Genomic DNA, 24,204 nt, shown 5'->3' with positions numbered 1-24,204 from the left:
CGACCTTGAAGGCACACGCGCGCACACACGAAGGGACCGACGCGGTCGCGGTCGTCGGGCTGTCCTGTCGCCTGCCGGGGGCGCCCGATCCGGGTGCGTTCTGGCGGCTCCTGCGGGAAGGGCGGGAGGCGGTGGCGCCGCCGCCCGCCCACCGGGGACTGGACGGGCTGCCCCGGGCGGGGCTGATCGAGGACGTCGGCGGCTTCGACGCGGACTTCTTCGGGATGTCCGCGCGCGAGGCGGCCGCCGCCGACCCGCAGCAACGCCTGATGCTGGAGTTGGGTTGGGAGGCGCTGGAGGACGCGGGGATCGTGCCCGACTCCCTGCGTGGTGTGGCGGTCGGCGTGTTCGTCGGCGGGATGGCGGACGACTACGCGGCGCTGCTGCACCGGGCCGGTGCGCCCGTCGGCGCGCACACCATGGCCGGGACGCAGCGGTCGATGCTGGCGAACCGGCTGTCCTACCTGGTCGGGGCGCGCGGCCCCAGCCTGGTGGTCGACAGCGGGCAGTCGTCGTCGCTGGTCGCGGTGGCGATGGCTGTGCAGAGCGTGCGGAGCGGGGCGACGCCGGTCGCGTCGCGGGCGGGGTCAGCCTGATCCTGGACGGCGACGGGTCCGCGGTGCCGAGAGCCCTGGGGGCGCTGTCCCCCGAGGGACGGTGCCGGGTCTTCGACGCGCGCGCGACGGGTTCGTGCGGGGAGAGGGCGGGGCGGCGCTCGTGCTGCGCCCCCTGGCCGACGCCCTGGCCGACGGCGACCGGATCCACTGCGTGATCCGCGGTGCGGCCGTGGGCAACGAGGGCGGCGGCCCCGCGCTCACCTCGCCGGACGGCGCCGGGCAGGAGGAGGCGCTGCGCCGGGCGTGCGCCGACGCGGGGTGCGGCCGGAGGAGGTCCGGTTCGTCGAACTGCACGGGACGGGGACGCGCGCGGGCGACCCCGTCGAGGCACGGGCCCTGGGCGCGGTGTACGGAGTCGGACGGGACGCACCGCTGCTGGTGGGGTCGGTCAAGACCAACATCGGCCACCTGGAGGGGGCGGCGGGCGTCGCCGGGCTGGTCAAGGCGGCGTTGAGTGTGCGGGAGGGGGTGCTGCCCGCCAGCTTGAACTTCACCGAGCCGAACCCGGGGATCCCGCTGGAGGAGCTGGGGCTGCGCGTGCCGACCGACGCGACCCCGGTGGACGACGGCGCGCCGCCGCTGGGCGGAGTCAGTTCGTTCGGCCTGGGGGGAACCGACTGCCACGTGGTTGTGGAGCGCGCCCCCGAGCAGCCGACGCCCCGAGAAGACGAGGGCCCCGGCGGGGCCGTTCCCCTGGTGCTGTCAGCGGCCTCGGGGCCCGCGCTGCGCGGGCAGGCGGCCAGGCTGCGGGACCATCTGGAGCTGACGGGAGCGGAGCCGCGGGATGTCGCGTACTCCCTGGTCACCACGCGCACGGTGTTCGCGCACCGCGCGGTGGTCAGGGCCGGGGGGCCGGAGCGGGCGCGGGAGCTGCTGGGCGCGCTGGCGGACGGGGAGGTCCCCGAAGGGGTGTGGGTCGGCGAGGCCGTGCCGGACCGGGTAGCCGATGGTGTCCGCACGGACGACGGCCGGGGGAGCCGAGGCGGGTCACGACGCTGGCGCCGCGTCGGACGGGACGGGCGGTGGCGTCCGCGCCGATGGCGACGGGGGGCGATGGGGTCGCTGTGGGGGAGGAGTCGTACGGCTCCGCGATGGCAGGCGACGGTGGCGGTGTGATCGCAGGGACGGGTGGTCACGCTCGTGCCGAAGAGGCTCGGGGCGATGGGGTTGGTGTGGACGGTTCGGCGATGCCGATCGACGACGCTGTGGTCGAGCGGGCCCGTACCGATGGCGACCGGGGTGCCGCGGTCGCGGCGGACGAGGAATCGCGCGCGAGCGGCACGGTGGAGCGGGAGGACGACGACGCCGGGATCGGTGACCTCGCCACGGCGTTCACCCAGGGCACTGAGGTCGATTGGACGCCCCTGATCCCCGCCGGTCGCAGGGTCCCCCTGCCCACCTACGCCTTTCAGCGCCGTCACTACTGGGCGCCCGGTCTGGGCCGTGGTCCGGTGCCGGGCGGTCCGGCGGAGGCCGGGACCCGGGGTGACCGCTTGTCTGACGCGGCCACGCTCGGCGGTCCCTTCTCTCCGGGCGACGCCGTCCCAACCGCACCCGCGAACTCCCGGATCACCTCCGACACCGCCGTCACCCCCGGCCCGGGTGATGGCGTCGGACCCGCGCCCGGCCGATCCCCGTCGACGGGGGCGCGACGCCCTGACCCCGAACTCGCCGGTCGCGTCCTGCGCATGGTCCGTGCGGCGACCGGGTCGGTCCTCGGCGGCGGCCGCGACACCGACGTCTCCGCCACCTTCCGCTCCCAAGGCCTCGACTCCGTGGCCGCCCTCGAACTGCGCAACGTCCTGCGCGAGGAGACCGGGCTCGACCTCGCCCCCACCCTCGTCTACGACCTCGCCACCCCCAGGGCCGTCGCCGACCACATCGCCGCCCTGCTGACCGACCCCGTCGAGTCCGCGCCCGCCGGCACCGCCCCCGTCACGACCGCCGCGCCCACCTCGACCCCCGACGATCCCGAGGACGACCCCGTGGTCATCGTCGGCATGGGCTGCCGCTACCCGGGCGGCGTCCGTTCCCCCGAGGGCCTGTGGGACCTCGTCGCCGCCGCGACGGACGCCGTCACCGAGTTCCCCGACAACCGCGGCTGGGACGTCGACGCCCTCTACGACCCCGAACCCGGCGTTCCCGGCCGCACCTCCACCCGCCACGGCGGCTTCCTCCACGACGCGGACGCGTTCGACGCCGACTTCTTCGGCATCAGTCCCCGCGAGGCCGCCGCCATGGACCCCCAACAGCGCGTCCTCCTGGAGGTCGCCTGGGAGGCCCTCGAACGCGCCGGGACCCCGCCCGACCGGCTCCGCGACGCCCGCGTCGGCGTGTTCGTCGGCGCGATGGCCCAGGACTACGGCCCCCGACTGCACGAATCCGCCCCCGGCTACGACGGCCACCTCCTCACCGGCGGCTCCGTCAGCGTCGCCTCCGGCCGACTCGCCTACGTCTTCGGGTTCCACGGGCCCACCATGACCATCGACACGGCGTGCTCCTCCTCGCTCGTCGCCCTCCACCAGGCCGTGCGGGCCCTGCGCCACGGCGACTGCGACGCCGCCCTCGCCGGGGGCGTCGCGGTCATGTCCACACCGGGCATGTTCGTCGAGTTCAGCATGCAGCGCGGCCTCGCCCCCGACGGCCGCTGCAAGTCCTTCTCCGCCGACGCCGACGGCACCGCCTGGGCCGAGGGCGCCGGGGTGCTCGTCCTCGAACGCCTCTCCCGCGCCCGCGCGCTCGGCCACCGGGTCCTGGCGGTCGTACGCGGGTCGGCGATCAACTCCGACGGCACCAGCAACGGTCTCACCGCCCCCAGCGGCCCCGCCCAGGAGGAGGTCGTCTCCACCGCCCTCGCCGACGCCGGGTTCACCCCCGCCGACGTGCAGGCGGTCGAGGCGCACGGCACCGGCACCGTCCTCGGCGACCCGATCGAGGCCCGCGCCCTCCAGGCCGTCTACGGCCCGGGCCGGGGCGAGAACCCCTCTGGCTGGGGTCGATCAAGTCCAACCTCGGCCACGGCCAGGCCGCCGCGGGCGTCGCGGGGTGATCAAGATGGTGCAGGCGATGGCGCACGGCGTCCTGCCCCGCACCCTGCACGTGTCCGAGCCCACCCCGCACGTCGACTGGGAGTCGGGCCCGCTGCGCCTGCTCACCGGCGCGTCCCGTGGACCCCTCGCGGCGGGGTGCGGCGGGCGGGCGTCTCCTCGTTCGGCATCAGCGGCACCAACGCCCACGTCGTCCTCGAACAACCTCCGGGGCCGGGCCGCCCGACCGGTGACGGCCGCACGGTCGCCTGGACCCTGTCGGCGCGCGGCGAACCGGCCCTGCGCGCCCAGGCCGCCCGGCTGCGCGACCACGTCGCCGCCGACGCGGGCCTGACGCCCGAGGCGGTGGGGCACGCCCTGGCCACCACACGCACCGCGTTCGAGCACCGCGCCGCCGTGGTCGGCTCCGACCGGGCCACCCTCCTGGAGGGGCTGGCCGCCCTCGCCGAGGGCCGTCCCTCCACCGACACCGTGGAGGGGCGCGCTCTCCCCGACGGCCCCGTCGTGTTCGTCTTCCCCGGCCAGGGCTCCCAGTGGCCGGGGATGGCCGCCGACCTCCTCGACGGCTCCCCGGTCTTCCGGGCCGCCATGGACGAGTGCTCCCGCGCCCTGGCCCGGTACACCGACTGGTCCCTGACCGACGTCGTCCGCCAGACGCCCGGAGCGCCGGGCCTGGACCGGGTCGACGTCGTCCAACCCGTGCTGTGGGCGGTCATGGTCTCCCTCGCCCGCGTGTGGCGCTCGGCCGGGGTGGAGCCCGCCGCCGTGGTCGGCCACTCCCAGGGGGAGATCGCCGCGGCGTGCGTCGCGGGCGCGCTGAGCCTGGACGACGGGGCGCGCGTGGTCGCGTTGCGCAGCCAGGCGATCGCCGAGATCAAGGGCGTCGGAGGCATGGCGTCGGTCCCGCTGCCCGCCGCCCGCGCGCGCGAACGGATGTCCCGGTTCGGCGACCGCGTCCACGTGGCCGCGCTCAACGGCCCCGAATCGACGATCGTCGCCGGTGACGCCGCCGCGCTGGCCGCACTCGTCGACGGGTGCCGCGCCGACGGGGTGCGGGCGCGACTGGTCGACGTCGACTACGCCTCCCACACCCCCTACATGGAGGAACTGCACGACCGGCTGATGGAGCGCCTCGGCGAGCTGTCCCCGCGCTCGTCGGGCGTCCCGATGTACTCCACCGTGACCGAGTGCCCGATCGACACCTCCGGCCTGGACACCGACTACTGGTACTGCAACCTGCGCAACACCGTGCGCTTCGACCCGGCCGTGCGCCGCCTGCTCAAGGACGGGCACCAGGTGTTCGTCGAGGTCAGCCCGCACCCGGTGCTCACCGGCGCGCTGCTCGACATCATCGCCGACGCCGGTGCCCCGGGGCACGCCGTGGGCACCCTGCGCAGGGACGAGGGCGGCACCCAGCGCCTGATGGCCGCCCTCGCCGCCGCGCACGTGAGCGGGGCCCGCGTCGACTGGCCCCGGCTCCTGGGCGGGTCCGGCCTGCCCCCGGTCGACCTGCCCACCTACGCCTTCCAGCGCGAGCGCCACTGGCTGGCGGCGCCCGCGCCACGGAGCGCACCCGAGACCGCGCCCGCCGAGCACCCGCTGCTCACTGCCTCCCTGGACCTGGCGGAGAGCGGACAGACCGTCTACACCGGCCGTCTCTCCCCCGACCGCGATCCCTGGCTGGCCGACCACGTCGTGCGCGGCGACACGCTGCTGCCGGGCGCGGCGGTGGTCGAGCTCGCCCTGCACGCCGGTGACCGGGTCGGCCTGCCCGTCCTGGAGGACCTGACCCTGGAACGGCCGGTCCCGCTCGACGGCGACCGCGCGGTCGAGGTCCAGCTGACCGTCGCCCCCGGCGACGCGAGCGGGCGGCGTGCGCTCGGACTGCACGTCCGCGCGGCCGACGGCGGCCCGTGGACCCGCTGCGCGAGCGGTCTGCTGGCGCCCTGGACCGCGCCGGTGGGCGACGCGATGCCCGCCGAGTGGCCACCGCCCGGAGCGGAACCGGTCGAACCGGACTATCCGGCGCTGGCCGAGCGCGGCTACGGCTACGGGCCCCGGTTCCGGGGGCTCCGGGCCGTGTGGCGGGACGGAGAGGAGTGGTACGCGGAGGTCCGTGCGCCCGAGGGGATCGACGTGTCCGGGTACGGGCTGCACCCGGCGCTCCTCGACGCCGCGCTGCACCCCCTCCTGACCCCGGACGGCGCCGACCCGGTGGAGCTGCCGTTCTCGTGGAGCGGGGTGCGGCTGCACGCGGTCGACGCGGATGGGCTGCGGGTCCGGATCCGGTCCGTCGAGGGCGGCTCCGAGATCACGCTGACCGACCCGACCGGCGCGCCCGTCGCCGAGGCCGCCGCCGTCGCGCTGCGCCCGATGACCGCCGGGCGTCGGGAGCTCGCCGTTCCGGACGCCGAGGGTTCCCTCCTCCACGTCGCCTGGGAGACCGTCCCGGAGCCGGATTCCGCCCCTGATCTCCGGTACGCGGTCGTGGGGCCGGTCGACCCGTGGGTGCCGGGGGCGGACCACCACCTGGACCTCGACTCACTGCTGGCCGCCCTCGCCGAGGGCGCCCCCGCTCCGGACACCATCGTCGTCGACCTGCGGGCGGCCGGTTCCGACCCGGTGAGCCTGGAGACGACAGATGCCGGTGGGACTGTCGTCACGCTGGCGGCGAGTACGTCACGACCTGCGTCGACGAACGGCACGTCTGCCCCGAGCACGGTCGACGCGGCTCCCCGGGAGCACCGACCGGTCACCGAAGCGACGAGGCCGGGGAGCGCTGGTGCGACTTCCGATGCGGGTGGGGTCGGTGTGGCGGACCTCGGACAGGTGTCGGGGTCGGTGCACCGGGGCACGGCCGACCCGGGTGGGACCGATGGGGCTGGTGGAACCGGTGTGGTCGCCGAGGCGCACCGGCGGACCGCCGACGCCGCCGCCCTCCTCGCGACCTGGTCCACCGACGACCGCCTGGCCGACACCGTTCTCACCGCGCTGACCAGCGGCGCCGTCGCCACCGGTCCCGACGAGCCGGTTCGCGACCTGGCCGGTACGCCCCTGTGGGGCCTGCTGCGCACAGCGCGCACCGAGCACCCCGGACGGGTCCGCGTCGTCGACCTCGACGCCGGCACCGAGGCCCCGCCCACCGCCGCGCTCGCCACCGACGAACCCGAGGCGGCCCTGCGCGACGGACGGCTCCGCGTCCCGCGGCTGGCCGCCTACCCGGGCCGCGGCGCGCTCCGTCCGCCCGCCGAGGGCGACTGGCACCTGACCGACGACGCAGCGGGGAGATCGACGGCCTGTCCGTCGCCGAGCACGGACCCCGCGCACTCGGCCACGGCGAGGTGCGCGTCGCCGTCCGCGCCGCCGGGCTCAACTTCCGCGACGTCCTCATCGCCCTCGACATGTACCCCGGCCGCGCCTGATGGGCACCGAGGCGGCCGGCACCGTCGTCGCGGCCGGCCCCGGTGTGGACGGCCTGAGCCCCGGTGACCGGGTCATGGGGGTCTTCCCCGGCCACGCGATCGGCACCACCGCCACCACCGACCACAGGATGCTCACCCGCATCCCGCTCGACTGGTCCTTCGCCCGCGCCGCGGCCGTCCCCGTCGCCTTCCTCACCGCCTACCACGCCCTCGTCGACCTGGCCGACGTCCAGCCGGGCGAGCGTGTCCTCGTGCACGCCGCCGCCGGGGGCGTCGGTCAGGCGGCGGTGCAGCTCGCCCGCCACCTGGGCGCCGAGGTGTTCGGTACCGCGAGCCCCGCCAAGTGGCCCGAGCTGCACCGACTCGGCCTCGACGACACCCACGTGGCCAGTTCGCGGACGCTCGACTTCGAGGACGCCTTCAACGACGCGACCGGCGGTGCGGGGGTCGACGTCGTGGTCAACGCGCTCGCGGGGGACTTCACCGACGCCTCGCTGCGTCTGCTCGCCGCCGACGGCCGGTTCGTCGAGATGGGCAAGACCGACCTGCGGGACGCGGAGTCCACCGGTGTCGACTACCGGGCCTTCGACCTCCTGGACGTCGACCCCGACCACATCGCCCTCCTGCTCGCCGACCTGGTCGACCTGTTCGAGCGCGGCGCGTTGGCGCCTCCCCCCGTCACCGAACGCCCGGCGCACCGCGCTCCCGACGCCTTCCGCCTGCTCCAACGCGCCGCACACGTCGGCAAGGCGGTCCTCACCCTGCCCGCGGCCCCCGACCCCGACGGCACCGTGCTGGTCACCGGCGGGACCGGAACCCTCGGTCGGCTCGTCGCCCGCCACCTGGCCGAGCGCCACGGCGTACGCCGTCTCCTCCTGCTCGGGCGGCGCGGGGCCGACGCCGAGGGCGCTGACGCACTGCGCGCGGAGCTGGCCGAGCTGGGCGCTCGCGCCACGTTCGCCGCATGCGACGCCGCGGACCGCGACGCGCTCGCCGCCGTCCTGGCCGACGTGCCCGACGACCACCCGTTGACCGCGGTGGTCCACGCGGCGGGCGTCCTGGACGACGCGACCGTGGGCGCGCTCACCCCCGACCGGGTGCGCGCGGTGTTCCGACCCAAGGTCGACGCCGCCTGGAACCTGCACGAACTCACCCGCGACCTGCCGCTGTCGGCCTTCGTCCTGTTCTCCTCGGTCGCCGGGGTGGTCGGGACGGCCGGCCAGGCCAACTACGCCGCCGCCAACGCCTTCCTCGACGGTCTGGCCCGACGGCGCCGCGCCGAGGGACTGCCCGCGACCTCGCTGTCCTGGGGGCTGTGGGAGCAGGCCAGCGGCATGACCGGTCACCTCGACCGGGCGGACGTGGCCCGGATGGCGCGCGGCGGGGTCGCCCCGGTGCCGACCGGCGAGGGCCTGGCCCTGCTGGACACGGCGCTGCGCCTGGACGTGCCGCATCTGGTGCCCGTCCGGTTGGACCGCGACGGCCTCGCCGGTGACGCCGCCGGGTTACCGGCCGTCCTGCGCGGCCTGGCCCGACCGGCCGCGCCGACCCGGACGAGCGCCCGCCGTCGCACGGCCGAACCGGCCCCGGCCCCGGCCCCCGGATGGGACGGAGCGGCGAACGGCTCCGGCGAGGAGGAACGCAGGGAGAGCCTGCGGGCGCTGCTGCACAGCCAGGTGGCGACCGTGCTCGGGCACGACTCCCCTGACCGGGTCGACGCCGGCCGGACCTTCGAGGAGCTGGGCTTCGACTCGCTCACGTCGGTGGAGCTGCGCAACCGGGTGCGGACGGCGACCGGCGTGCGCCTGCCCGCCACGATCGCCTTCGACTACCCGACCATCCCGGTCCTCGCCGACCGCCTGCTCAGCGATCTGGCGGACGCCGGAAACCGTTCCTGAGCGCGACCGCGTCGGGGGCCTCGAACCGAACAGGACGCCCGAGCGGCCGTCGTCCCCGGGTCGGCCCTTCCCTGTGGAACGGCGTGACCCCCGCACGGTTCTTTCGGTTCAGGGCGAACCCGGGCTGAAGACGGCGTGTGTGCCCTCAACTCCCCTCTTCCCGGTCCAGAGCGTCGAACACCGACTCCGCGTCCTCGAACTCCTCGGTCCGCGCAGCGGCGATCTGCTCGCTGGCCTCACGCTCACCGCGCAGCCATACGGGGTCCCAGAACCGTGACTGGTCGCCAGGCACTGATGCCATGTCCGAAGTATGACCTGGCCGCTCTCGGAGACGCCGAACGCGACGTCGTCGCCCTCACCGAGCCGCGGGGCCTCAGCGATCCCGTGAGGTAAGGGGACAAGGTCGCGTGGACGCCGAAGTCAGTACACCGAGACGGGCTCCTCGTCCCGCTCCTCCGCCGTCGGCCGGGCGAGCGGGCCGCCCTCGGGCCCGTAACGCGCGTACCGCACGAGCAGCCACAACGTCGTGCACCCGAGCAGCGCGAAGGCCGTCGTGAACAGGGTGAAGGACACCGCGGCCATCGCCGGGGACATCGGGGTCACCGCCTCCGCCGTGGTCAGGTGGTGCGTCACCGTCCAGGGCTGGCGCCCGAACTCCCGGTACACCCACCCGCCCACACTCGACGTGTACGGCAGCACCGGCGCGGCGATCAGCACCCGGTGGAACCAGCGCCACCGGTCGAGCCGGCGCGCCACCCACGCCACCGTCGCCACCAGCATCAACAGGATGACCAGCTCCCAGACGACGGTCATCGCGCCGCCCGCCACGTCCCAGATCCACGAGTACGCGGAGTCGTAGGCCCCCTCGATCTCCGCGATCTCCGCCTCGCCGTAGGTCAGCCCCGTGGTCGGCGTCGGCCCCTCGGTGAAGCGGAACTGGGTGCCGCCGGTGACCGCGACCGGCGCGATCGCCGCCATCACCAGCACCAGTCCACAGCGCAGGCCCCGCCGGAACATCCCCTCCGGGTCCCGTCCGCGCATCAGGTGGTAGGCGCTCACCGCGCACACGAACAGCCCCCCGACGAACAGCGCGGTGACCGACACGTGCGCGAACCCGAGCAGGCCCGACGGGTTGAACGCCACCGCGAGGGGGTCGGTGAGCAGCGCCCGGCCGTCGTCCATCCGGAACCCGACCGGGTTGCGCAGGAACCCGTTGGCGGCCATCACCCAGTAGGCGGAGGCGTAGGCGGTCAGCGTGACCACGGCGAAACAGCCCAGATGCGTCCAGCGGCCCATCCGGTCCCACCCGACGATCCACAGGCCCAGGAACGTGGACTCGACGAAGAACGCCGCCATCGTCTCCGCCGCCAGCGGCGCGGCGAACGCGTACCCGAAGACCTCGGTCAGCCCCGACCAGTTCACGGCCAGCTGGAGCTCCATGACGATGCCCGACAGCACCCCCATGGCGTAGTTGACGACGTACAGGCCGCCCCAGAACCGCACCGCCGTCATCCGCGCCGGATCGCGGAGCCGGACCGCCCGCCACTGGCTGAACAACAGGAACGGGGCGAGCCCCAGGGTCAGGGCGACGAAGACGTAGTGGGTTCCGGCGGTGAGCGCGAACTGGAGTCTGGCCAGGGCGACGGGATCGTCGAACATCGCGGGCGCACCTCGTGTGACGCGGGGACGGGGGAGCGGGGGCGGGGGTCAGGCGGCGGGTCGGGCGAGCATCCGTGCCAGGGCGGCCCGACGCGTCGGCCTCCGGGGCGCGCTCGCGCCAACGGTGGGCGACGAACCCGTCCGGCCGGACCAGCACGGCCCCGCCGGGGGCGACGCCGTACCGCCGCGCCCAGTCGCCGTCCTCGTCGACCAGGTCCCGGCCCACCGCGTACACGTCCAACGGCAGGCCCAGCGCGTCGGCGGCGCCCCGGGCGCTCTCGGCCCACGCCTCGCCGCACAGCCCGTCCGCTCCGGCCAGGAGCACCGGGCGCGGACCGAACAGGTCGATCAGGGAGACCGACGCGCCGCCCCGACGCACCCACAGGTGCGGAGCCCGGGTGCCGGGCCGCCCGGACAGCAGTTCCGGCGGCGTGAACTCCGTCTCCCGCCGGTCCGGGTCCGCCACGTCATCGGTCACCGTGGACGACCGGTACCGGTACCCGAACGTCACGGCCAGCGGCTCCGCCAGCGCCGCCGACCCCCCGAACGCCGACCGCCCGGGGCCTCCGCGCCCGACCCCGGACCGCCGCCCGCTCCCGACCGCGCCACCAGCCGCATGGCCGCCTGGCGCACGGTCGCCTCCGCCACCGGGCGGCGCTCCTCCTCGTAGCTGTCCAACAGCTCCCGGGGCGCCATCCCGCCCAGCACCGCCCACAGCTTCCAGGTCAGGTCGTAGGCGTCCTGCACACCCGTGTTGGCCCCGTACCCGCCCACCGGCGGGATCACGTGGGCGGAGTCGCCCGCCAGGAACACCCGCCCCGCGGCGAACCGCTCGGCCGTCAGGGCCGCCATCTCCCACGGCATGACCCCGCGCAGCCCCACCGAGGCGTCGGGGACACCGATCGCGGCGCGCACCAGCCGGGCGCAGCGCTCTCCGGTGAAGTCGTCGGGGCCCTCCCCCCGCTCGGGCCGGTAGGTGACGATGAGCGTGCCCCGCCCCAGCGAGTCGTCGTGCCCCAGCACCCCCTCCACCTCGGCGTTGCGGACCTGGCAGATGGCGAACCGCCGCCCCCGCAGCGGCCCCCGCAGGTCGGTGTCGAACAGGATGCTCATCTGGTGCCGCAGCACCCCCCGCCCCCGCGCCCGATCCCCAACCGCTCCCGCACCGGACTGTGCGCCCCGTCCGCCGCGACGACGTACTCCGCGCGGATCGCGTACTCGCCTCCGCCGGCACGGTCGCGCAGCACGACCGTGACCCCGTCCGCGTCCTGGGCCAGCTCCACGGCCTCGGCGCCGAACCGCACGTCCGACCCCAACTCGCGGGCGCGCTCCATGAGGATCGGCTCCACCCGGTCCTGGCTCAGCGACACGATCCGCTCCACCGGGCTGACCCCGCTGACGTCCTCCGGCTCCGGGATCCGCGACACCGCGATCTCCGCGCCCGCCAGCGACTCCACCCGGCCGTTGAGCACGTGCCCCGCGAAACCGGCGCTCTCCGCCAGCACCGCCTTCTCCACGCCGACCCCGCGCAGCAGTTCGAGCGTGCGCGGGTACAGCCCCCACGCCCTCGGGTGGATCGACGTCCCGGGATGCCGCTCCACGAGCACGGACCGCACCCCCCGCCACGACAGGAACAGGGAGGCGGACAACCCGACCAGTCCGCCTCCAATGATCAGAACAGGGGTCGACTCGGTACGCACGGTGGCCCTTTCGCCGGCACGGTTCCGGTCCGCCAGCGTCGCAGGCGCCCCTGAAGTTCCCCTGTACGTCCGCTGGAGGAACGCTCGGAACCGTTCGGAGCCGCACGGCGCCAAGCCGGGTCGAGCGTGCGACGACCGATCGACGATCGGCGCCTGCGAGGGTGCACGCGATCCCGACCGGGCCGCACACCAACGCGGCGCAGCGCGAGAAGGAGCCCCGACATGGACGGCACGAAAGCGGACGGCGCACCCGACATCTCCGAGCTCCTGGGCCTGGCCCAGGGCTTCTGGGCGGCCAAGACACTACTCACCGCGGTCGAACTCGACCTCTTCACCCTCCTGGGCCGGGGGCCGCTGGCCGAGGAGGCCGTCCGCGAACGGCTGGAGCTGCACCCGCGCGCCACGCGCGACTTCCTCGACGCGCTGGTCGGACTGGGCCTGCTGCGCCGCGACGGCGACGCCTACGCCAACGGCGAGGCCGCCGACCTGTACCTGGACACCGCCAAGCCCACCTGCGTGGCCGGGCGGCTGCGCCTGCTCAACTGGCGTTACCGCATCTGGGGCGGACTCACCGACCTGCTCCGCACCGGCGAGCGCCAGGTCGACCAGGACCGCGACTTCGACACCTTCTACAGCAACCCCAAAACGGTCAAGTGGTTCATGGCCGCCATGGACGGCGCCAACGCCGAGATCGGTCCGGTCCTGGCCCGCGCCTTCGACTGGACCGAGCACACCTCGTTCGTCGACATCGGCGGCGCCCGGGGCAACCTCGCCGCCGACATCGTCCGCGCCCACCCGCACCTGCGGGGCGGCTGCCTGGACCTGCCGCCGGTCGAGCCGGTCTTCGACGAACACATGGAACGGCTGGGCCTCACCGGCAAGGTGACCTTCCACGCCGCCGACTTCTTCGCCGACCCCCTCCCCGAGACCGAGGTCATGGTCTTCGGCCACGTGCTGCACGACTGGGACGACGAGAACCGCGTCCGCCTGCTGCGCCGCGCCCACGAGGCCCTCCCCGAGAACGGGTGCGTCCTCATCTACGACGCGCTCGTGGACGACGACCGCACGGACGCCGCCAACCTGCTGCGCAGCCTCAGCATGCGCCTGGTCACCCCCGGCGGGTCCGAGTACACCGGCGCCGCGTGCCGCGCCTGGCTGGAGGAGGCGGGCTTCACCGACATCGGCGTCCAGCCGCTGGTCGGCACCGACTCCCTCGTCACCGCGTACAAGCGCGGATGACCCGCCCACCCACGCACCCGGAGGGGGAACGGACATGACGCATCGCGCACCGGGACTCTCCCGTCGCCGGATCCTCGCGGGCGCCGCGCTGGTCGGCACCGCGGCCGCGGCCCTTCCCGGCACCGCGGCCGCCGCCGAGAGCGCGGCGGACCGCGGCCGGACGATCGGGGTCGTCCTCGAACCCGACACCCTGGACGTCCCCGAGGAGATCCCCTGCGGTGTGGTCTCCTTCCACGTCAGCACGCCCGAGGCGGTCGGCCGGTCCCTGCTGCTGGTCCGACTCGCCGACGGCGTGACCGCCGACCGGTACCTGGATCTGCTCGCCGCGACCTCCACCTGGGACCCGGCGGAGAAGGCGGAGGCCGCCCGCGCCGTCGCCGCGGCCGCGCACAACCTCGGCGGCGCGGTCGTCGCGGCCGGGACCGACGCGGGCTTCACCCAGGTGCTGCGCCCCGGCCGCTACCTGCTGATCAACTTCGGGTACGCGAGCGGGGGCCGTCCGGTCGCCCGGGAGGTGCGCGCGACCCGGCAGTCCTGGGCCGGACACGCGGGCACGGACGGTTTCGTCGTGCACCGCGAGACGTCGGACGGCGTGGAGTTCTCCGTCTCCCGCCGCCTTCCGGCGAACGGCCGGTACACCCTCCTCAACACCACGGGCACCCCCCAGGAGGCGATGTTCTGCCGGGTCCAGGACGGAACCACGGAGGAGGACGTCCGGGCCTACTTCGACGCCCTGCGCGAGGGCCGGACGCCGCCGGTCCAACCGCTGCTGACCCGACCGGTGGGCATGGCGCCGCTCGGCGCGCGGCAGTACGGGACGCTGCACGCCGAGTTCACGCCCGGCCCGTACGCGCTGTTCTCGTTCACCATCAACCACGGGACCGGCCACAACCACGCGCTGGAGGGGATGTCCCGGCTGGTCGAGCTGGTGTGAGCCGGCCGTTCGGCGCGGGACGGCTCCGCCTCCCGCGCCGGGCGTCCGCCCGCGCGTCAGCGGGGCGGGGCCTCGGAGCCGCGCCGACCGCCCCGGCGTGACCGCAGCCACGCGAGCGCGCCGACACCGGCGACGAGCACGCCCAACACGAGCGCGGTCCATCCCGGCCCCACGGACTCCACCAAGCGGACCAGCTCCGCCTGCACACGGGTCGCCGCGCCCACGACGGGGTCGTCGGCGGACCCGCCCGCGAACACGCGCAGCTCGAACCACCCGTAGTAGGCGACGTACAGCCCCGCCAGCACGAGCAGCCCGCCGCCGGCCCGCGTCACGTACGGCATGGCCCGGCGCAGCCGTGCCGCCACCGAGTCCCGGGCCAGCGCGACGGCCACGGTGACGACGCCGACGACCAGCCCCATCCCCAGCGCGTACGCCAGGAACGTCGTGATCACGCCGACGGCGCTCGACGAACGCAGCGCGGTCGTGGTGAGGGCGAGGAACGGGCCGATCGTGCAGGACAGGGACGCCACCGCGTAGGTGACCCCGTAGACCAGCGCCCAGCGCAGGGAACGCGCCGGTCGTCCCGGGGAGGGCTTGGGCAGGAGCAGGGTGATCTCCCGGCCCGCCGCCAGCCACGCGCCCAGTCCCACCAGGCCGCGCCGATCACCACCGTCACCCAGGGCAGGTGGCGTTCCACCGACAGCGCGAGCGGGGTGACGACCAGCCCGAAGCCCGCGAAGACGAGCACGAACCCGCTCGTCATCGCCGCCGTCGTGGCCAGGGCGCGCCCCAGTGAGCGCCACCGGGCACCGGCCCAGGCGCCGCCGGAGGACGCGTCCCCAGCGTCGTCGGCGGCGACCAGCAGCGCGAGATAGCCGGGGAGCAGCGCGAACCCGCACGGGTTGAGCACGGCCAGCATCCCGGCCACCACGGCGATCGCGAGCGGGAGTCCGATCATGACCCGTCGGAGATCAGGTCGACCTGGGCGTCGAGGTCGCCGTCGGAGAGCGTGCCCTGGACCGTCTCGAAGGCGCCGTCGGAGGAGACGAACGCGAACGCGGGCTGGCTCGCCACACCGAAGCCCGACCAGATCGAGCCGTCCTCGTCCACCAGGTGCGTCAGCTCCCCGGTCCCGGTGTCGGAGACGAAGCCGCGCATGGCCTCGACCTCCCCGAGCCCGGCGACCCCGATGAACGCGACGTCACCCGAGTGCCGCGCGGCGGCCTCGGCGACGCCCGCCGCCTCGCCCCGGCAGATCGTGCACCAGGGGGCCCAGAACCACAGCACGGTCGGTTCCCCGGCGAGGTCGGCGCCGGAGAACGCGGCTCCGTCCACGGTCTGGGTCTCGAACGCCAACACGTCGGGGGTCGCACCGCCGGAGTCCCCGGCGGTGTCCCCGCCGTTGTCCGCGTCCTCCCGGGCCGCGGGCGCCTCGGCCGCCCCGTCGCCCGCGTCGTTCCCGGAGTCGCCGGAGGCACAGGCGGTCAGGCCCAGGAGCAGCGCCAGTACGGCCGCCGTCAGGGTCAGGGGGGTGCCGCGTCTGGAGGCGGTCGTCGCCATGGTCACCTCGGGGTCTCGGTTCGGGGATGGGGCGGCCCGCGGGGTCGGCGCCCGCAGACCGGCGGGATCGCACTCCGTATTCTCCGGCGCGGGTTCCCGGCCGTCCAGACCGGGGGGAGGTACCGCGACCGGGTCGGCGTGCGCGAACGCGCCGAGAACGCGTGGGGAAGGGGGGTCCGGCGGGTGACCGAGGGCCCTCACCGGGGTAATGCACATAGTGAGGTGGGTCACATTTTCGGGTTCGTGCCATGGACCCGTGACCCCGAGGAGGTGGGGACCATGTCCACGATCGCGCACGCGCGCTCACACGCCATGACGCACGCCTGGAGGGGTGCGGTGGCCGGTGTGATCGGTGGTGTTGTCTTCGGGATCCTGATGGCCATGACGGGCATGCTGCCGATGGTCGCGATGCTGGTCGGCAGTGAGAACGCGGTCGTGGGCGCGGTGGTGCACCTGGCGATCTCGGTCGTGTTCGGTGTGGTGTTCGGGCTCCTCATGGGCGCCCTCGCCGACCACGCGTGGACCACCCTCGGCGCGGGCCTGGCCTACGGGATCGTGCTGTGGGTCGTCGGCGGGCTCATCCTGATGCCCGCGATGCTCGGCATGGCGATGTTCCCGATGGGGGAGATGTCGATGATGAGTCTCCTGGGGCACGTCATCTACGGCCTGGTGGTCGCCGCCTCCATGTACGGCCTGAGCAGGAAGCACGTGTAGACCGCGTCCGTCGTCGCACGTGCCGACGGCGCCGACGCCCGCCGGGGCGTCGGCGCCTCCGTGTCGCTCCGAGCCGGTCCCTACGCCACCGAGGCCCGACTCGATCCGCACCCCGGTCTCCCGCGCCCGCGGCACCCGCCCCACCGGGGAGCGCCGACCCCGCCGATGGCGGCGGGGCAGCACGTCCCCCGTTCCGGATCCGGCCCACGGGCAGGCCCACGCCCACAACGGTGATGTCGGCCACCAGACGAGTCTTTCCGAACACGTTCAGTGGTCGTAGGCGGTCAGTGAACGGCTGACCGCCTGCCCGGTCCGGAAGTTGCGCCAGATCGCGGCCGCCAGTGCGAGCACCCGCTGGGCCACCCGCACACTGACGCCCTCGATCGTGCGAGCGCCGTGTTGTTCCAGGTCAAGCTGCCCTTTGAAGGTGTCGTTGACCGACTCGACTGATCTGGGGCAGCGCGGCTCGGAGCCGTTTGTTGTATCCCGGGTCCAGGGGGATGTGGGGAAAGGCCTCGGACAGGTGCTTGCGGGCGTGGCGCAGCCACCGGGCCTCGTTGTGGTGGCCGAGCAGGGCCTGCATGACGGCCAGGCACAGCAACTCCGAGTGACTGGGTTTCGGAGGGCGTCCGGGGAGCCGGGCCAAACCAGCGCGGTCGTCGTCGATCTTGACGTGGAGTGCTGTCACGAGGGTGTCCATGTCTTGGCTCACACCAGATCATGGACACCCTCTCTTCGTGCGCGCAGGCTTGTGGAAAGACTCGTCTAGGACGAGGCGGGCGCCCGCAGGCGTGACATCTTCTTCGGATTGGCCACGAGGTAGACGTGTCGCACCAGGTCGTCGGCCACGTCCAGCACGATCAGCGTCACGATCCGGCCGTCCGCCGCGACGTAGGCCGCCGGGGTGCCGTTGACCTGCGTGAGCCCGATGTCCAGGTCCGCCAGGTCCGCCCGCCCCTCGACCCCGGCGGAGCCGAGGAAGCGCTGGGCGTTGCGCTCCTGGACGACGGCGTGGAGGAAGCCGGCGACCTTCCGGATGCCGTGCAGGACCCGCATCGGCGCCCGGACCCGTCCGCCGCCGTCGCCGACGAGGGTCACGTCGTCGGCCAGCAGGGCGGTGAGGCCGTCGAGATCGCCCTCCAGGCAGGCCTGGAGGAAGCGTTCGGTGATCCGGCGGCGCGAGCCCCGGTCGGCGTCGAACCGCGGACGCCGCTCGCGCACGTGGTCGCGGGCGCGCCGGGCGAGCTGCCGGGTGGTGGCCTCCTCGCGGCCGATGACCTCGGCGATGCGCGCGTAGGGGAACTGGAAGGCCTCGCGGAGGACGAAGACGGCGCGTTCGAGGGGGCTGAGGGTCTCCAGGACGACGAGGAGAGCGTACTCCACCGAGTCGGCGAGTTCGGCGTGGTCGGCCCCGTCGGGGACGTCGCTGACCGGTTCCGGGAGCCACTCGCCCACGTAGGACTCGCGCCGGGAGCGGGCGGAGCGGAGCCGGTCGAGGGCGATCCGGGAGGCGACGGTGACGAGGTAGGCGCGGGGGTCGTCGACGCCTGCGCGGTCGACCGTGTTCCAGCGCAGCCAGGTCTCCTGGGTCACGTCCTCGGCGTCGGACGCGCTGCCCAGGATCCGGTAGCGACGCCGGTGAGGAGGGAGCGGTGCTCTTCGAAGACATCGGTGGTCATGTCGCATAGACGTAACACGGCGCCCCGGGCGTGACATGTCGGGGTGGGGGCGGGGTCGACGGGCCGGTCCTCGGCCACGCCGAGTTCACCGTCACCGACCCGCGGCGCGAGCCCCGGTCGGCTGTCGTACTGGACGCACCCCGCCGAGCGGGGGCGGGGTGTGGCCTCGCGGGGCGCGCTGCCGGCCGCCGACCGCCCCCTCGGCTCCCTGGCCCTGCGGCGACCCCTGACGCGAGCGGGGCACGGTGGTCGCCGTGCCCCGCCTTCGCGCGCCCTGTGGGTCAGCGGTTGTCGATGTTGTTGTTGGCGTCGAAGTCGATCACGTTGCAGCCGTCCAGGGAGACCAGGGCGAACTGGAGGACGTCGGCGCAGATCGGGACGGTGATGTTCTGGATGTTGGCGTTGTTGTCCGCGGCGGCCGTGCCGGTCATGGAGCCCACGGCGAGGCCGGTGGCGAGAACGAGGCCGGAGACGGTGGAGAAGCGCTTCATGGTGTTGGTCCTTGTCGGTTCGCGATGTGATCGTTGGTACAGCGGAGGCCGGACGGCTTCCGCGCTGCGTGCCCGTGGTTAGCGGGCGCTGATGTTGCCGTTGTGGTTCACGTCGACGACGTTGCAGCCGTCGGCGGACAGGCCCGCGGCCTGGATGATGTCCAGGCAGATCGGGATCGTGATGTTCTGAACCCGGGCGTTGTTGTCCGCGGCGGCGGTGCCGGTCATGGCACCGAGGGCGAGGCCCGTCGCGAGGATGAGCCCGGACGCTTGGCGATACGAGGCATGGAGGTCACCTTTCGGAAGATCCAAAACAGGGTGGCTGTAGCCGCCGGAAATAACTTAGCGTAGTCAACCGCATGCTTGGAGTGCTTCTCGGGAAGAATCCAGAGGTTCCCGCGACTTTTCCCAGGCTTGGATCCGACATGGCCTGACATGTCAGGCCAACACGGCGCACGGCGTTACCGAACCGAGAACACGACACGCCCGGCCTCGGGCGCGCCGTCCCCCCGTCGGCGACCACATCGACGCCCGCGTCCGGCCGCGCGCACGGAAAAGGGCCCGCGCGGTGCGCGAGCCCTACCGGTGTGAACGGTGTCCAGCCGCCTCCTACTGGCCGTAACCCGGGTACTGCTGCTGGCCGTACCCGTGCTGTTGGCCGTAGCCCGGCTGCTGCCCGTACCCCGGGTACTGCTGCCCGTAGCCGGGGTACTGCTGCTGGTCGTAGCCCGGGTACTGCTGCCCGTAGCCCTGCTGGTGCTGCCCGTAGCCCGCGTACGGGTCGTGCGCCTGCTGCGAGCCCGTGGCCGGGTCCGGGTAGGCGTGCTGCTGCCCGGAGTGGTCATGGTGGCGCGGGGCCTGACGGGCCTCGGCCTGATCGGAGGCGCCCTGGCCGGCGGTCGGGTCCGGTCGGAAGACGAACAGCCGCGCCGCCGTGTTCTCGGCCTCGCTCGGCGACGTCATCTCCAGCCGCCACCCCGCCTCCTCGATCCCCTCCAGGATCCGGGTCAGGCCGGGGCGCAGCTTGCTGTCCTTCTCGTCGTAGGCGTTGACGTCGAGCTGGACGATGAACATCCGCCGCTTCTGCTGCGCGGCGACCTTGGCGTGCTCGACGACCGTGCTGTCCCTCACGACCTGTGTGACGCTCATGAATAACCGTACCCATCTGCTCTGTTGGGAGCTGCTTCGCCCGCCGGGGGCCTCCCGGTCATCCGCGTCCAGCATGGCGGTACTCCGCCGGGCTCCGGATCCATCATGCCCCCTGGGGTCGTGTCTGGCCACAGATCGGCCAGAACGGGCCGCTCAGGACGACATGGCACGGACGGCGTCCACGACGGGCGTCTCGCCGTTCACCAGGTTGAGAGTCCTGCCGACCGTGCCCGGTTCGTCCAGGAGCGCGACGACGACCGACGCCACGTCGTCGCGGGTCACCTCGGCGCGCTCGACGTCCGGGCCGAGCGCCACCAGTCCTGTGCCCGGTTCGTCGGTCAGCCGCCCGGGCCGCAGGATCGTCCAGTCCAGCTCCAGGTGGCGCTCGCGCAGGTCGCGTCGGCGGCGCGCTTGGCCTCGACGTAGGCGGCCCAGACCTCGTCGGCGCTCCGGGACGGGCTCGTCCACGTTGACGGCCGAGATCTGGATCAGGCGGCGCACACCCGCCAGCGCGGCGGCGTCGGCGGTCAGGACGGCCGCCGCGCGGTCCACCGTGTCCTTGCGCCGAGCACTGCTGCCAGGCCCGGCTCCGGCGGCGAAGACCACGCCGTCGGCGTTCATGACCTTCTCGGCCAACTCGGTGACGGTGGCCTTCTCCAGGTCCACCACCACCGGCTCGGCCCCGGCGTCGCGGACGTCCCGGGCGTGGTCGGGGTTGCGGATGAGGGCGACGGGTTCGTCGCCGCGGTCGGCCAACTGCCTGGCCAGACGCAGCGCGATCTTCCCGTGTCCCCCGGCGATGACGATACGCATGACCGAAGCGTATTCCCTCCACGCCGAAGCCGTTCGCGGGGCCGGGCGCCGCACCCCACGCGCCGGGGTGCGGCGACCACCCCGAGAACCCGGGCACGCGTCGCCCGGCCCCGCGGACGGCGGGTTCACGCGTCCCGGTCGACCGTCCAGGTGTCGCCGCTGGCCAGCAGCGACGCCAGGTCGCCGCGGCCAAGCGCCGACCGCGCGTCGGCGATCTGCTCGTTCAGCAACTCGTCGTAGGTGGGCCGCCGCACGTCGCGGAAGACCCCGATCGGCACGTGCTCGAAGGCGGGCTGGTCCAGCCGCGACAGCGCGAACGCGTACCCCGGGTCCTCCCGGTGCGCGTCGTGCCGGATCAGCCGGTCCTCGCCCGCGGCGTCGACGTCCACGACCTCCAGACCGCCGAACTCCCCGGCGACCACACCGCGGTCAGCACCCAGCCGCAGCGGTTCGCCGTGCTCCATGCGCAGCAGGCGCGCGTCCCGCGAGGACGGGTCCTTGAGCGGCTCGAACGCGTCGTCGTTGAAGATCGGGCAGTTCTGGTAGATCTCCACGAAGGACGCGCCCGGGTGGTCGGCGGCGGCCCGCAGAACCGACGTCAGGTGCCTGCGGTCGGAGTCGACCGTGCGCGCCACGAACCCCGCCTCGGCCCCCAGCGCCAGTGACACCGGGTTGAACGGGTGGTCCAGGGACCCGACCGGCGAGGACTTGGTGATCTTGCCCGTCTCCGAGGTCGGGGAGTACTGCCCCTTGGTCAGCCCGTAGATCCGGTTGTTGAACAGCAGGACGTTGATGTTGACGTTGCGCCGCAGCGCGTGGATGAGGTGGTTGCCGCCGATCGACAGCCCGTCCCCGTCCCCCGTCACCACCCACACCGACAGGTCCGGCCGACTGGTCGCCAGCCCGGTGGCGATGGCCGGAGCGCGCCCGTGGATCGAATGCATCCCGTACGTGCTCAGGTAGTAGGGGAACCGGGAGGAGCAGCCGATCCCGGACACGATCACGATGTTCTCGCGCGGGACGCCCAACTCGGGCAGGAAGGACTGGAAGGCCGCCAGGATCGCGTAGTCGCCGCAGCCGGGGCACCACCGCACCTCCTGGCCGGACTTGAAGTCCTTCGCCTTGTACGCGGCGCCGGTCCTGGGAACCAGGTCCAGTCCGGCGAATCCGCCGCCGTTCCCGCCCACCGCCGCGCGGGCGCCGTTGTCACTCACCACGGTCGATGACCTCCTGAAGCACGCCCGCCAGCTCCTCGGCCCGGAACGGCAGACCGCGGACCTTGTTGTAACCGATGACGTCGACCAGGTACCTGCCGCGCAGCAGCAGGGCCAACTGGCCGAGGTTGATCTCCGGGACCACCACCCGGTCGTATCCGCGCAACACCTCGCCGAGGTTGGCCGGGAAGGGGTTGAGGTGGCGTAGGTGGGCCTGGGCGATCCGCCCGCCCGAGCGCCTGACCCGCCGCACCGCCGCCGTGATCGACCCGTAGGTGCCGCCCCACCCCAGGACCAGGACGTCCGCGTCTCCGGTGGGGTCGGACACGTCCACGGGAGGGACGTCGCGCGCGATCGCGTCGATCTTGCCCTGCCGGGTGCGGACCATGAGGTCGTGGTTGGCGGGCGTGTAGGAGATGTCGCCCGTCGAGGCGTGCTTCTCGATGCCGCCGATCCGGTGCTCCAGCCCCGCGGTCCCGGGCACCGCCCACGGGCGCGCCAGGGTGTCGCTGTCGCGCTCGTACGGCAGGAAGGAGCCGTCGGGCCCGTTGGGCGCGGTCGCGAACCCGGGATCGATCTCGGGCAGCGCGTCGACCTCCGGCAGCCGCCAGGGCTCCGAACCGTTGGCCAGGTACCCGTCCGAGAGCACCACGACCGGAGTCCGGTACGTGATCGCCAGCCGGACGGCCTCCAACGCTGTGTCGAAGCAGTCCGCGGGCGAGGACGGCGCCACCACCGGCAGCGGCGACTCGCCGTTGCGTCCGTACAGCGCCATGAGCAGGTCGGCCTGTTCGGTCTTGGTCGGCATACCCGTGCTGGGGCCCGCGCGCTGGACGTCGATCACCACCAGCGGGAGCTCGGTCATGACCGCCAGACCGACCGCCTCCTGCTTGAGCACCATGCCCGGGCCCGACGTGGTGGTCACGCCGAGCGCTCCGCCGAAGGCCGCGCCCAGGGCCGCGCCGACACCGGCGATCTCGTCCTCGGCCTGGAACGTGCGCACGCCGAACTGTTTGTGCCGAGACAGTTCGTGCAGGATGTCCGACGCCGGCGTGATCGGGTAGGAGCCGAGGAACAGCGGCAGGCCGGACCGCTGGGACCCCGCGATCAGCCCGTAGGCGGTGGCGAGGTTGCCGGTGATGTTCCGGTAGGTGCCGGCGGGGAGCCGGGCCGGCTTGATCTCGTAGGAGACCGCGAAGTCCTCCGTGGTCTCCCCGAAGTTCCAGCCCGCCTGGAACGCGGCCAGGTTGGCGGCCAGGATGGCCGGCTTCTTGGCGAACTTCGTCTTGAGGAAGGCTCGCGTGCCCTCGGTCGGGCGGTTGTACATCCACGACAGGAGACCGAGCGCGAACATGTTCTTCGCGCGCTGCGCGTCCTTCTTCGACACGTCCGCCTCCGCCAGCGCCTCCACGGTCATCGAGGTCAGCGGGACCGCGCTGACCTTGAATCCGTCGAGGGTGCCGTCGGTGAGCGGGTCGGCGTCGTAGCCGACCTTGGCCAGGCTGCGCCGGGTGAACTCGTCGGTGTTGACGATCACCGTGGCGCCCCGCGGCAGGTCGTCGAGGTTGGCCTTCAGGGCCGCGGGGTTCATGGCGACCAGGACGTCCGGGGCGTCGCCCGGGGTCACGATGTCGTGGTCGGCGAAGTGCAGTTGGAAGCTGGACACGCCGGGCAGGGTCCCGGCGGGGGCGCGGATCTCCGCGGGGAAGTTCGGCAGAGTCGACAGGTCGTTGCCGAAAGACGCGGTCTCCTGGGTGAATCGGTCACCGGTCAACTGCATCCCGTCGCCGGAGTCGCCGGCGAAGCGGATGATGACGCGGTCGAGCTGTTCGATCTGTTTGGCCACTGAGATCGAGGACCTCCTTGGTGAGCCGCCCGTCGTGAGGGGCGGCGGCGCTCGGTTGTCAGTCCCGGTCGGTCCGTGTCACGCCGCTGGGCGGCCGGCCTGGGGACGTGGGGACGGCGGGCGCGGCCCTCGCGGTGGCCGGGCGCGCCAACCCGGCTCACGCGGCGTCGCCGCGGTGGCCGGTCGTGCAGGGGCCGACCGTCGACGAAACGGCCGTTCGCG

The 24,204-nt window shown here is 73.8% G+C and carries 21 protein-coding genes and 4 pseudogenes; 8 read left to right on the top strand and 17 right to left on the bottom strand.

Translation table 11 applies throughout. The features are described 5' to 3' along the window. Window positions 1-5 precede the first annotated feature (5 nt). From BJF83_RS30190 to BJF83_RS25690, 5 genes and pseudogenes are all read left to right on the top strand, one after another. Window positions 6-596, top strand: coding sequence for a polyketide synthase (locus BJF83_RS30190; RefSeq protein ID WP_075928339.1), 591 nt, complete (start codon window positions 6-8; stop codon window positions 594-596). A 264-nt stretch (window positions 597-860) separates the two neighbouring features. Next, window positions 861-1,733, top strand: a complete 873-nt coding sequence (locus tag BJF83_RS30185) for a ketoacyl-synthetase C-terminal extension domain-containing protein (RefSeq protein ID WP_075928338.1) — start codon at window positions 861-863, stop codon at window positions 1,731-1,733. Then, window positions 1,655-3,666, top strand: a pseudogene (locus tag BJF83_RS30180) (type I polyketide synthase). Before BJF83_RS30185 ends, BJF83_RS30180 begins: the two are co-directional and overlap by 79 nt. A gap of 76 nt (window positions 3,667-3,742) precedes the next feature. Then, window positions 3,743-7,153 (top strand): type I polyketide synthase, encoded by a 3,411-nt coding sequence (locus BJF83_RS30170; protein ID WP_262391898.1) that lies wholly within the window; start codon window positions 3,743-3,745, stop codon window positions 7,151-7,153. Continuing rightward, complete coding sequence (locus tag BJF83_RS25690) at window positions 7,086-8,984, top strand: type I polyketide synthase (RefSeq protein WP_075928336.1); 1,899 nt, start codon at window positions 7,086-7,088, stop codon at window positions 8,982-8,984. The genes BJF83_RS30170 and BJF83_RS25690 overlap by 68 nt, the downstream gene beginning before the upstream one ends. 145 nt (window positions 8,985-9,129) lie before the next feature. Here BJF83_RS25690 and BJF83_RS25685 read toward each other — a convergent pair whose 3' ends face one another. From BJF83_RS25685 to BJF83_RS26375, 5 genes and pseudogenes are all read right to left on the bottom strand, one after another. Next, entirely contained in the window at window positions 9,130-9,285 is a 156-nt protein-coding gene (locus BJF83_RS25685) for a hypothetical protein (RefSeq protein ID WP_262391890.1), read from the bottom strand. Window positions 9,286-9,404: 119 nt separating this feature from the next. Continuing rightward, a complete protein-coding gene (locus BJF83_RS25680; RefSeq protein ID WP_075928335.1) occupies window positions 9,405-10,643 on the bottom strand; it encodes a cytochrome ubiquinol oxidase subunit I in 1,239 nt (412 codons plus the stop codon). A gap of 166 nt (window positions 10,644-10,809) precedes the next feature. Then, window positions 10,810-11,022: pseudogene (locus BJF83_RS31455) on the bottom strand (hypothetical protein); the annotation flags it as partial. Between the two features lie 128 nt (window positions 11,023-11,150). Continuing rightward, window positions 11,151-11,756, bottom strand: coding sequence for an FAD-dependent monooxygenase (locus BJF83_RS26380; RefSeq protein WP_143832091.1), 606 nt, complete (start codon window positions 11,754-11,756; stop codon window positions 11,151-11,153). Then, entirely contained in the window at window positions 11,753-12,343 is a 591-nt protein-coding gene (locus BJF83_RS26375; protein ID WP_158070458.1) for an FAD-dependent monooxygenase, read from the bottom strand. The genes BJF83_RS26380 and BJF83_RS26375 overlap by 4 nt, the downstream gene beginning before the upstream one ends. Window positions 12,344-12,565: 222 nt before the next feature. Between BJF83_RS26375 and BJF83_RS25670 the strand changes: the two genes are divergently transcribed. Together BJF83_RS25670 and BJF83_RS25665 are read left to right on the top strand one after the other, a co-directional pair. Further along, window positions 12,566-13,582: a methyltransferase gene (locus BJF83_RS25670; RefSeq protein ID WP_075928334.1), complete on the top strand. Its 1,017-nt coding sequence runs from the start codon at window positions 12,566-12,568 to the stop codon at window positions 13,580-13,582. A 34-nt stretch (window positions 13,583-13,616) separates the two neighbouring features. Continuing rightward, complete coding sequence (locus BJF83_RS25665; RefSeq protein ID WP_075928333.1) at window positions 13,617-14,516, top strand: hypothetical protein; 900 nt, start codon at window positions 13,617-13,619, stop codon at window positions 14,514-14,516. Window positions 14,517-14,572: 56 nt separating this feature from the next. On the opposite strand, the gene BJF83_RS30165 is transcribed toward BJF83_RS25665, so the two are convergent. The 3 genes from BJF83_RS30165 to BJF83_RS25655 are packed head-to-tail and all read right to left on the bottom strand — an operon-like array spanning window position 14,573 to window position 16,076. Beyond that, on the bottom strand, window positions 14,573-15,046 hold the full coding sequence (locus BJF83_RS30165; protein WP_262391897.1) for a hypothetical protein: 474 nt from the start codon (window positions 15,044-15,046) through the stop codon (window positions 14,573-14,575). Continuing rightward, the gene (locus tag BJF83_RS30160) at window positions 14,965-15,474 is read right to left on the bottom strand and encodes a cytochrome c biogenesis CcdA family protein (RefSeq protein ID WP_262391889.1); all 510 of its coding nucleotides are present in this window, start codon (window positions 15,472-15,474) and stop codon (window positions 14,965-14,967) included. The genes BJF83_RS30165 and BJF83_RS30160 overlap by 82 nt, the downstream gene beginning before the upstream one ends. Continuing rightward, window positions 15,471-16,076, bottom strand: coding sequence for a redoxin domain-containing protein (locus tag BJF83_RS25655; RefSeq protein ID WP_075928369.1), 606 nt, complete (start codon window positions 16,074-16,076; stop codon window positions 15,471-15,473). Before BJF83_RS25655 ends, BJF83_RS30160 begins: the two co-directional genes overlap by 4 nt. 279 nt (window positions 16,077-16,355) lie before the next feature. Here BJF83_RS25655 and BJF83_RS25650 point away from each other — a divergent pair, with 279 nt between their 5' ends. Beyond that, window positions 16,356-16,790, top strand: a complete 435-nt coding sequence (locus tag BJF83_RS25650; RefSeq protein ID WP_075928332.1) for a hypothetical protein — start codon at window positions 16,356-16,358, stop codon at window positions 16,788-16,790. A 267-nt stretch (window positions 16,791-17,057) separates the two neighbouring features. On the opposite strand, the pseudogene BJF83_RS31450 reads toward BJF83_RS25650, so the two are convergent. The 9 genes and pseudogenes from BJF83_RS31450 to BJF83_RS25615 all read right to left on the bottom strand — a co-directional run. Continuing rightward, window positions 17,058-17,237 (bottom strand): annotated as a pseudogene (locus tag BJF83_RS31450) (IS982 family transposase); the annotation flags it as partial. Next, window positions 17,200-17,478 (bottom strand): hypothetical protein, encoded by a 279-nt coding sequence (locus tag BJF83_RS31445; protein ID WP_394329390.1) that lies wholly within the window; start codon window positions 17,476-17,478, stop codon window positions 17,200-17,202. The gene BJF83_RS31445 and the pseudogene BJF83_RS31450, both read right to left, overlap by 38 nt. A 77-nt stretch (window positions 17,479-17,555) precedes the next feature. Next, a pseudogene (gene sigJ / locus BJF83_RS25640) lies at window positions 17,556-18,469 on the bottom strand (RNA polymerase sigma factor SigJ). Between the two features lie 281 nt (window positions 18,470-18,750). Further along, a complete protein-coding gene (locus BJF83_RS25635) occupies window positions 18,751-18,960 on the bottom strand; it encodes a hypothetical protein (protein ID WP_075928330.1) in 210 nt (69 codons plus the stop codon). Window positions 18,961-19,038: 78 nt separating this feature from the next. Continuing rightward, window positions 19,039-19,188 (bottom strand): hypothetical protein, encoded by a 150-nt coding sequence (locus tag BJF83_RS31440; protein ID WP_187347221.1) that lies wholly within the window; start codon window positions 19,186-19,188, stop codon window positions 19,039-19,041. 381 nt (window positions 19,189-19,569) lie between these two features. Further along, the gene (locus BJF83_RS25630; RefSeq protein ID WP_075928368.1) at window positions 19,570-20,109 is read right to left on the bottom strand and encodes a hypothetical protein; all 540 of its coding nucleotides are present in this window, start codon (window positions 20,107-20,109) and stop codon (window positions 19,570-19,572) included. 153 nt (window positions 20,110-20,262) lie between these two features. Continuing rightward, window positions 20,263-20,922, bottom strand: a complete 660-nt coding sequence (locus BJF83_RS25625) for an NAD(P)H-binding protein (RefSeq protein ID WP_075928329.1) — start codon at window positions 20,920-20,922, stop codon at window positions 20,263-20,265. 125 nt (window positions 20,923-21,047) lie between these two features. Further along, window positions 21,048-22,139, bottom strand: coding sequence for a 2-oxoacid:ferredoxin oxidoreductase subunit beta (locus BJF83_RS25620; RefSeq protein ID WP_075928367.1), 1,092 nt, complete (start codon window positions 22,137-22,139; stop codon window positions 21,048-21,050). Beyond that, window positions 22,129-23,982 (bottom strand): 2-oxoacid:acceptor oxidoreductase subunit alpha, encoded by a 1,854-nt coding sequence (locus tag BJF83_RS25615; RefSeq protein ID WP_075928328.1) that lies wholly within the window; start codon window positions 23,980-23,982, stop codon window positions 22,129-22,131. The genes BJF83_RS25620 and BJF83_RS25615 overlap by 11 nt, the downstream gene beginning before the upstream one ends. Window positions 23,983-24,204 lie beyond the last annotated feature (222 nt).

The organism is Nocardiopsis sp. CNR-923 (genome assembly GCF_001942255.1).
Lineage (GTDB): Bacteria > Actinomycetota > Actinomycetes > Streptosporangiales > Streptosporangiaceae > Nocardiopsis.
The sequence above is the reverse complement of the archived record's forward strand: the minus strand, read 5'-3'. Positions and strand labels throughout refer to the sequence as shown.

Coding starts and splice junctions, on each gene's coding strand:
- BJF83_RS25690 (WP_075928336.1), top strand. CDS start 7,086: ATGGGCACCGAGGCGGCCGGCACCGTCGTCGCGGCCGGCCCCGGTGTG.
- BJF83_RS25685 (WP_262391890.1), bottom strand. CDS start 9,285: ATGGCATCAGTGCCTGGCGACCAGTCACGGTTCTGGGACCCCGTATGG.
- BJF83_RS25680 (WP_075928335.1), bottom strand. CDS start 10,643: ATGTTCGACGATCCCGTCGCCCTGGCCAGACTCCAGTTCGCGCTCACC.
- BJF83_RS26380 (WP_143832091.1), bottom strand. CDS start 11,756: ATGAGCATCCTGTTCGACACCGACCTGCGGGGGCCGCTGCGGGGGCGG.
- BJF83_RS25670 (WP_075928334.1), top strand. CDS start 12,566: ATGGACGGCACGAAAGCGGACGGCGCACCCGACATCTCCGAGCTCCTG.
- BJF83_RS25665 (WP_075928333.1), top strand. CDS start 13,617: ATGACGCATCGCGCACCGGGACTCTCCCGTCGCCGGATCCTCGCGGGC.
- BJF83_RS30160 (WP_262391889.1), bottom strand. CDS start 15,474: ATGATCGGACTCCCGCTCGCGATCGCCGTGGTGGCCGGGATGCTGGCC.
- BJF83_RS25655 (WP_075928369.1), bottom strand. CDS start 16,076: ATGGCGACGACCGCCTCCAGACGCGGCACCCCCCTGACCCTGACGGCG.
- BJF83_RS25650 (WP_075928332.1), top strand. CDS start 16,356: ATGTCCACGATCGCGCACGCGCGCTCACACGCCATGACGCACGCCTGG.
- BJF83_RS25635 (WP_075928330.1), bottom strand. CDS start 18,960: ATGAAGCGCTTCTCCACCGTCTCCGGCCTCGTTCTCGCCACCGGCCTC.
- BJF83_RS31440 (WP_187347221.1), bottom strand. CDS start 19,188: ATGACCGGCACCGCCGCCGCGGACAACAACGCCCGGGTTCAGAACATC.
- BJF83_RS25630 (WP_075928368.1), bottom strand. CDS start 20,109: ATGAGCGTCACACAGGTCGTGAGGGACAGCACGGTCGTCGAGCACGCC.
- BJF83_RS25625 (WP_075928329.1), bottom strand. CDS start 20,922: ATGCGTATCGTCATCGCCGGGGGACACGGGAAGATCGCGCTGCGTCTG.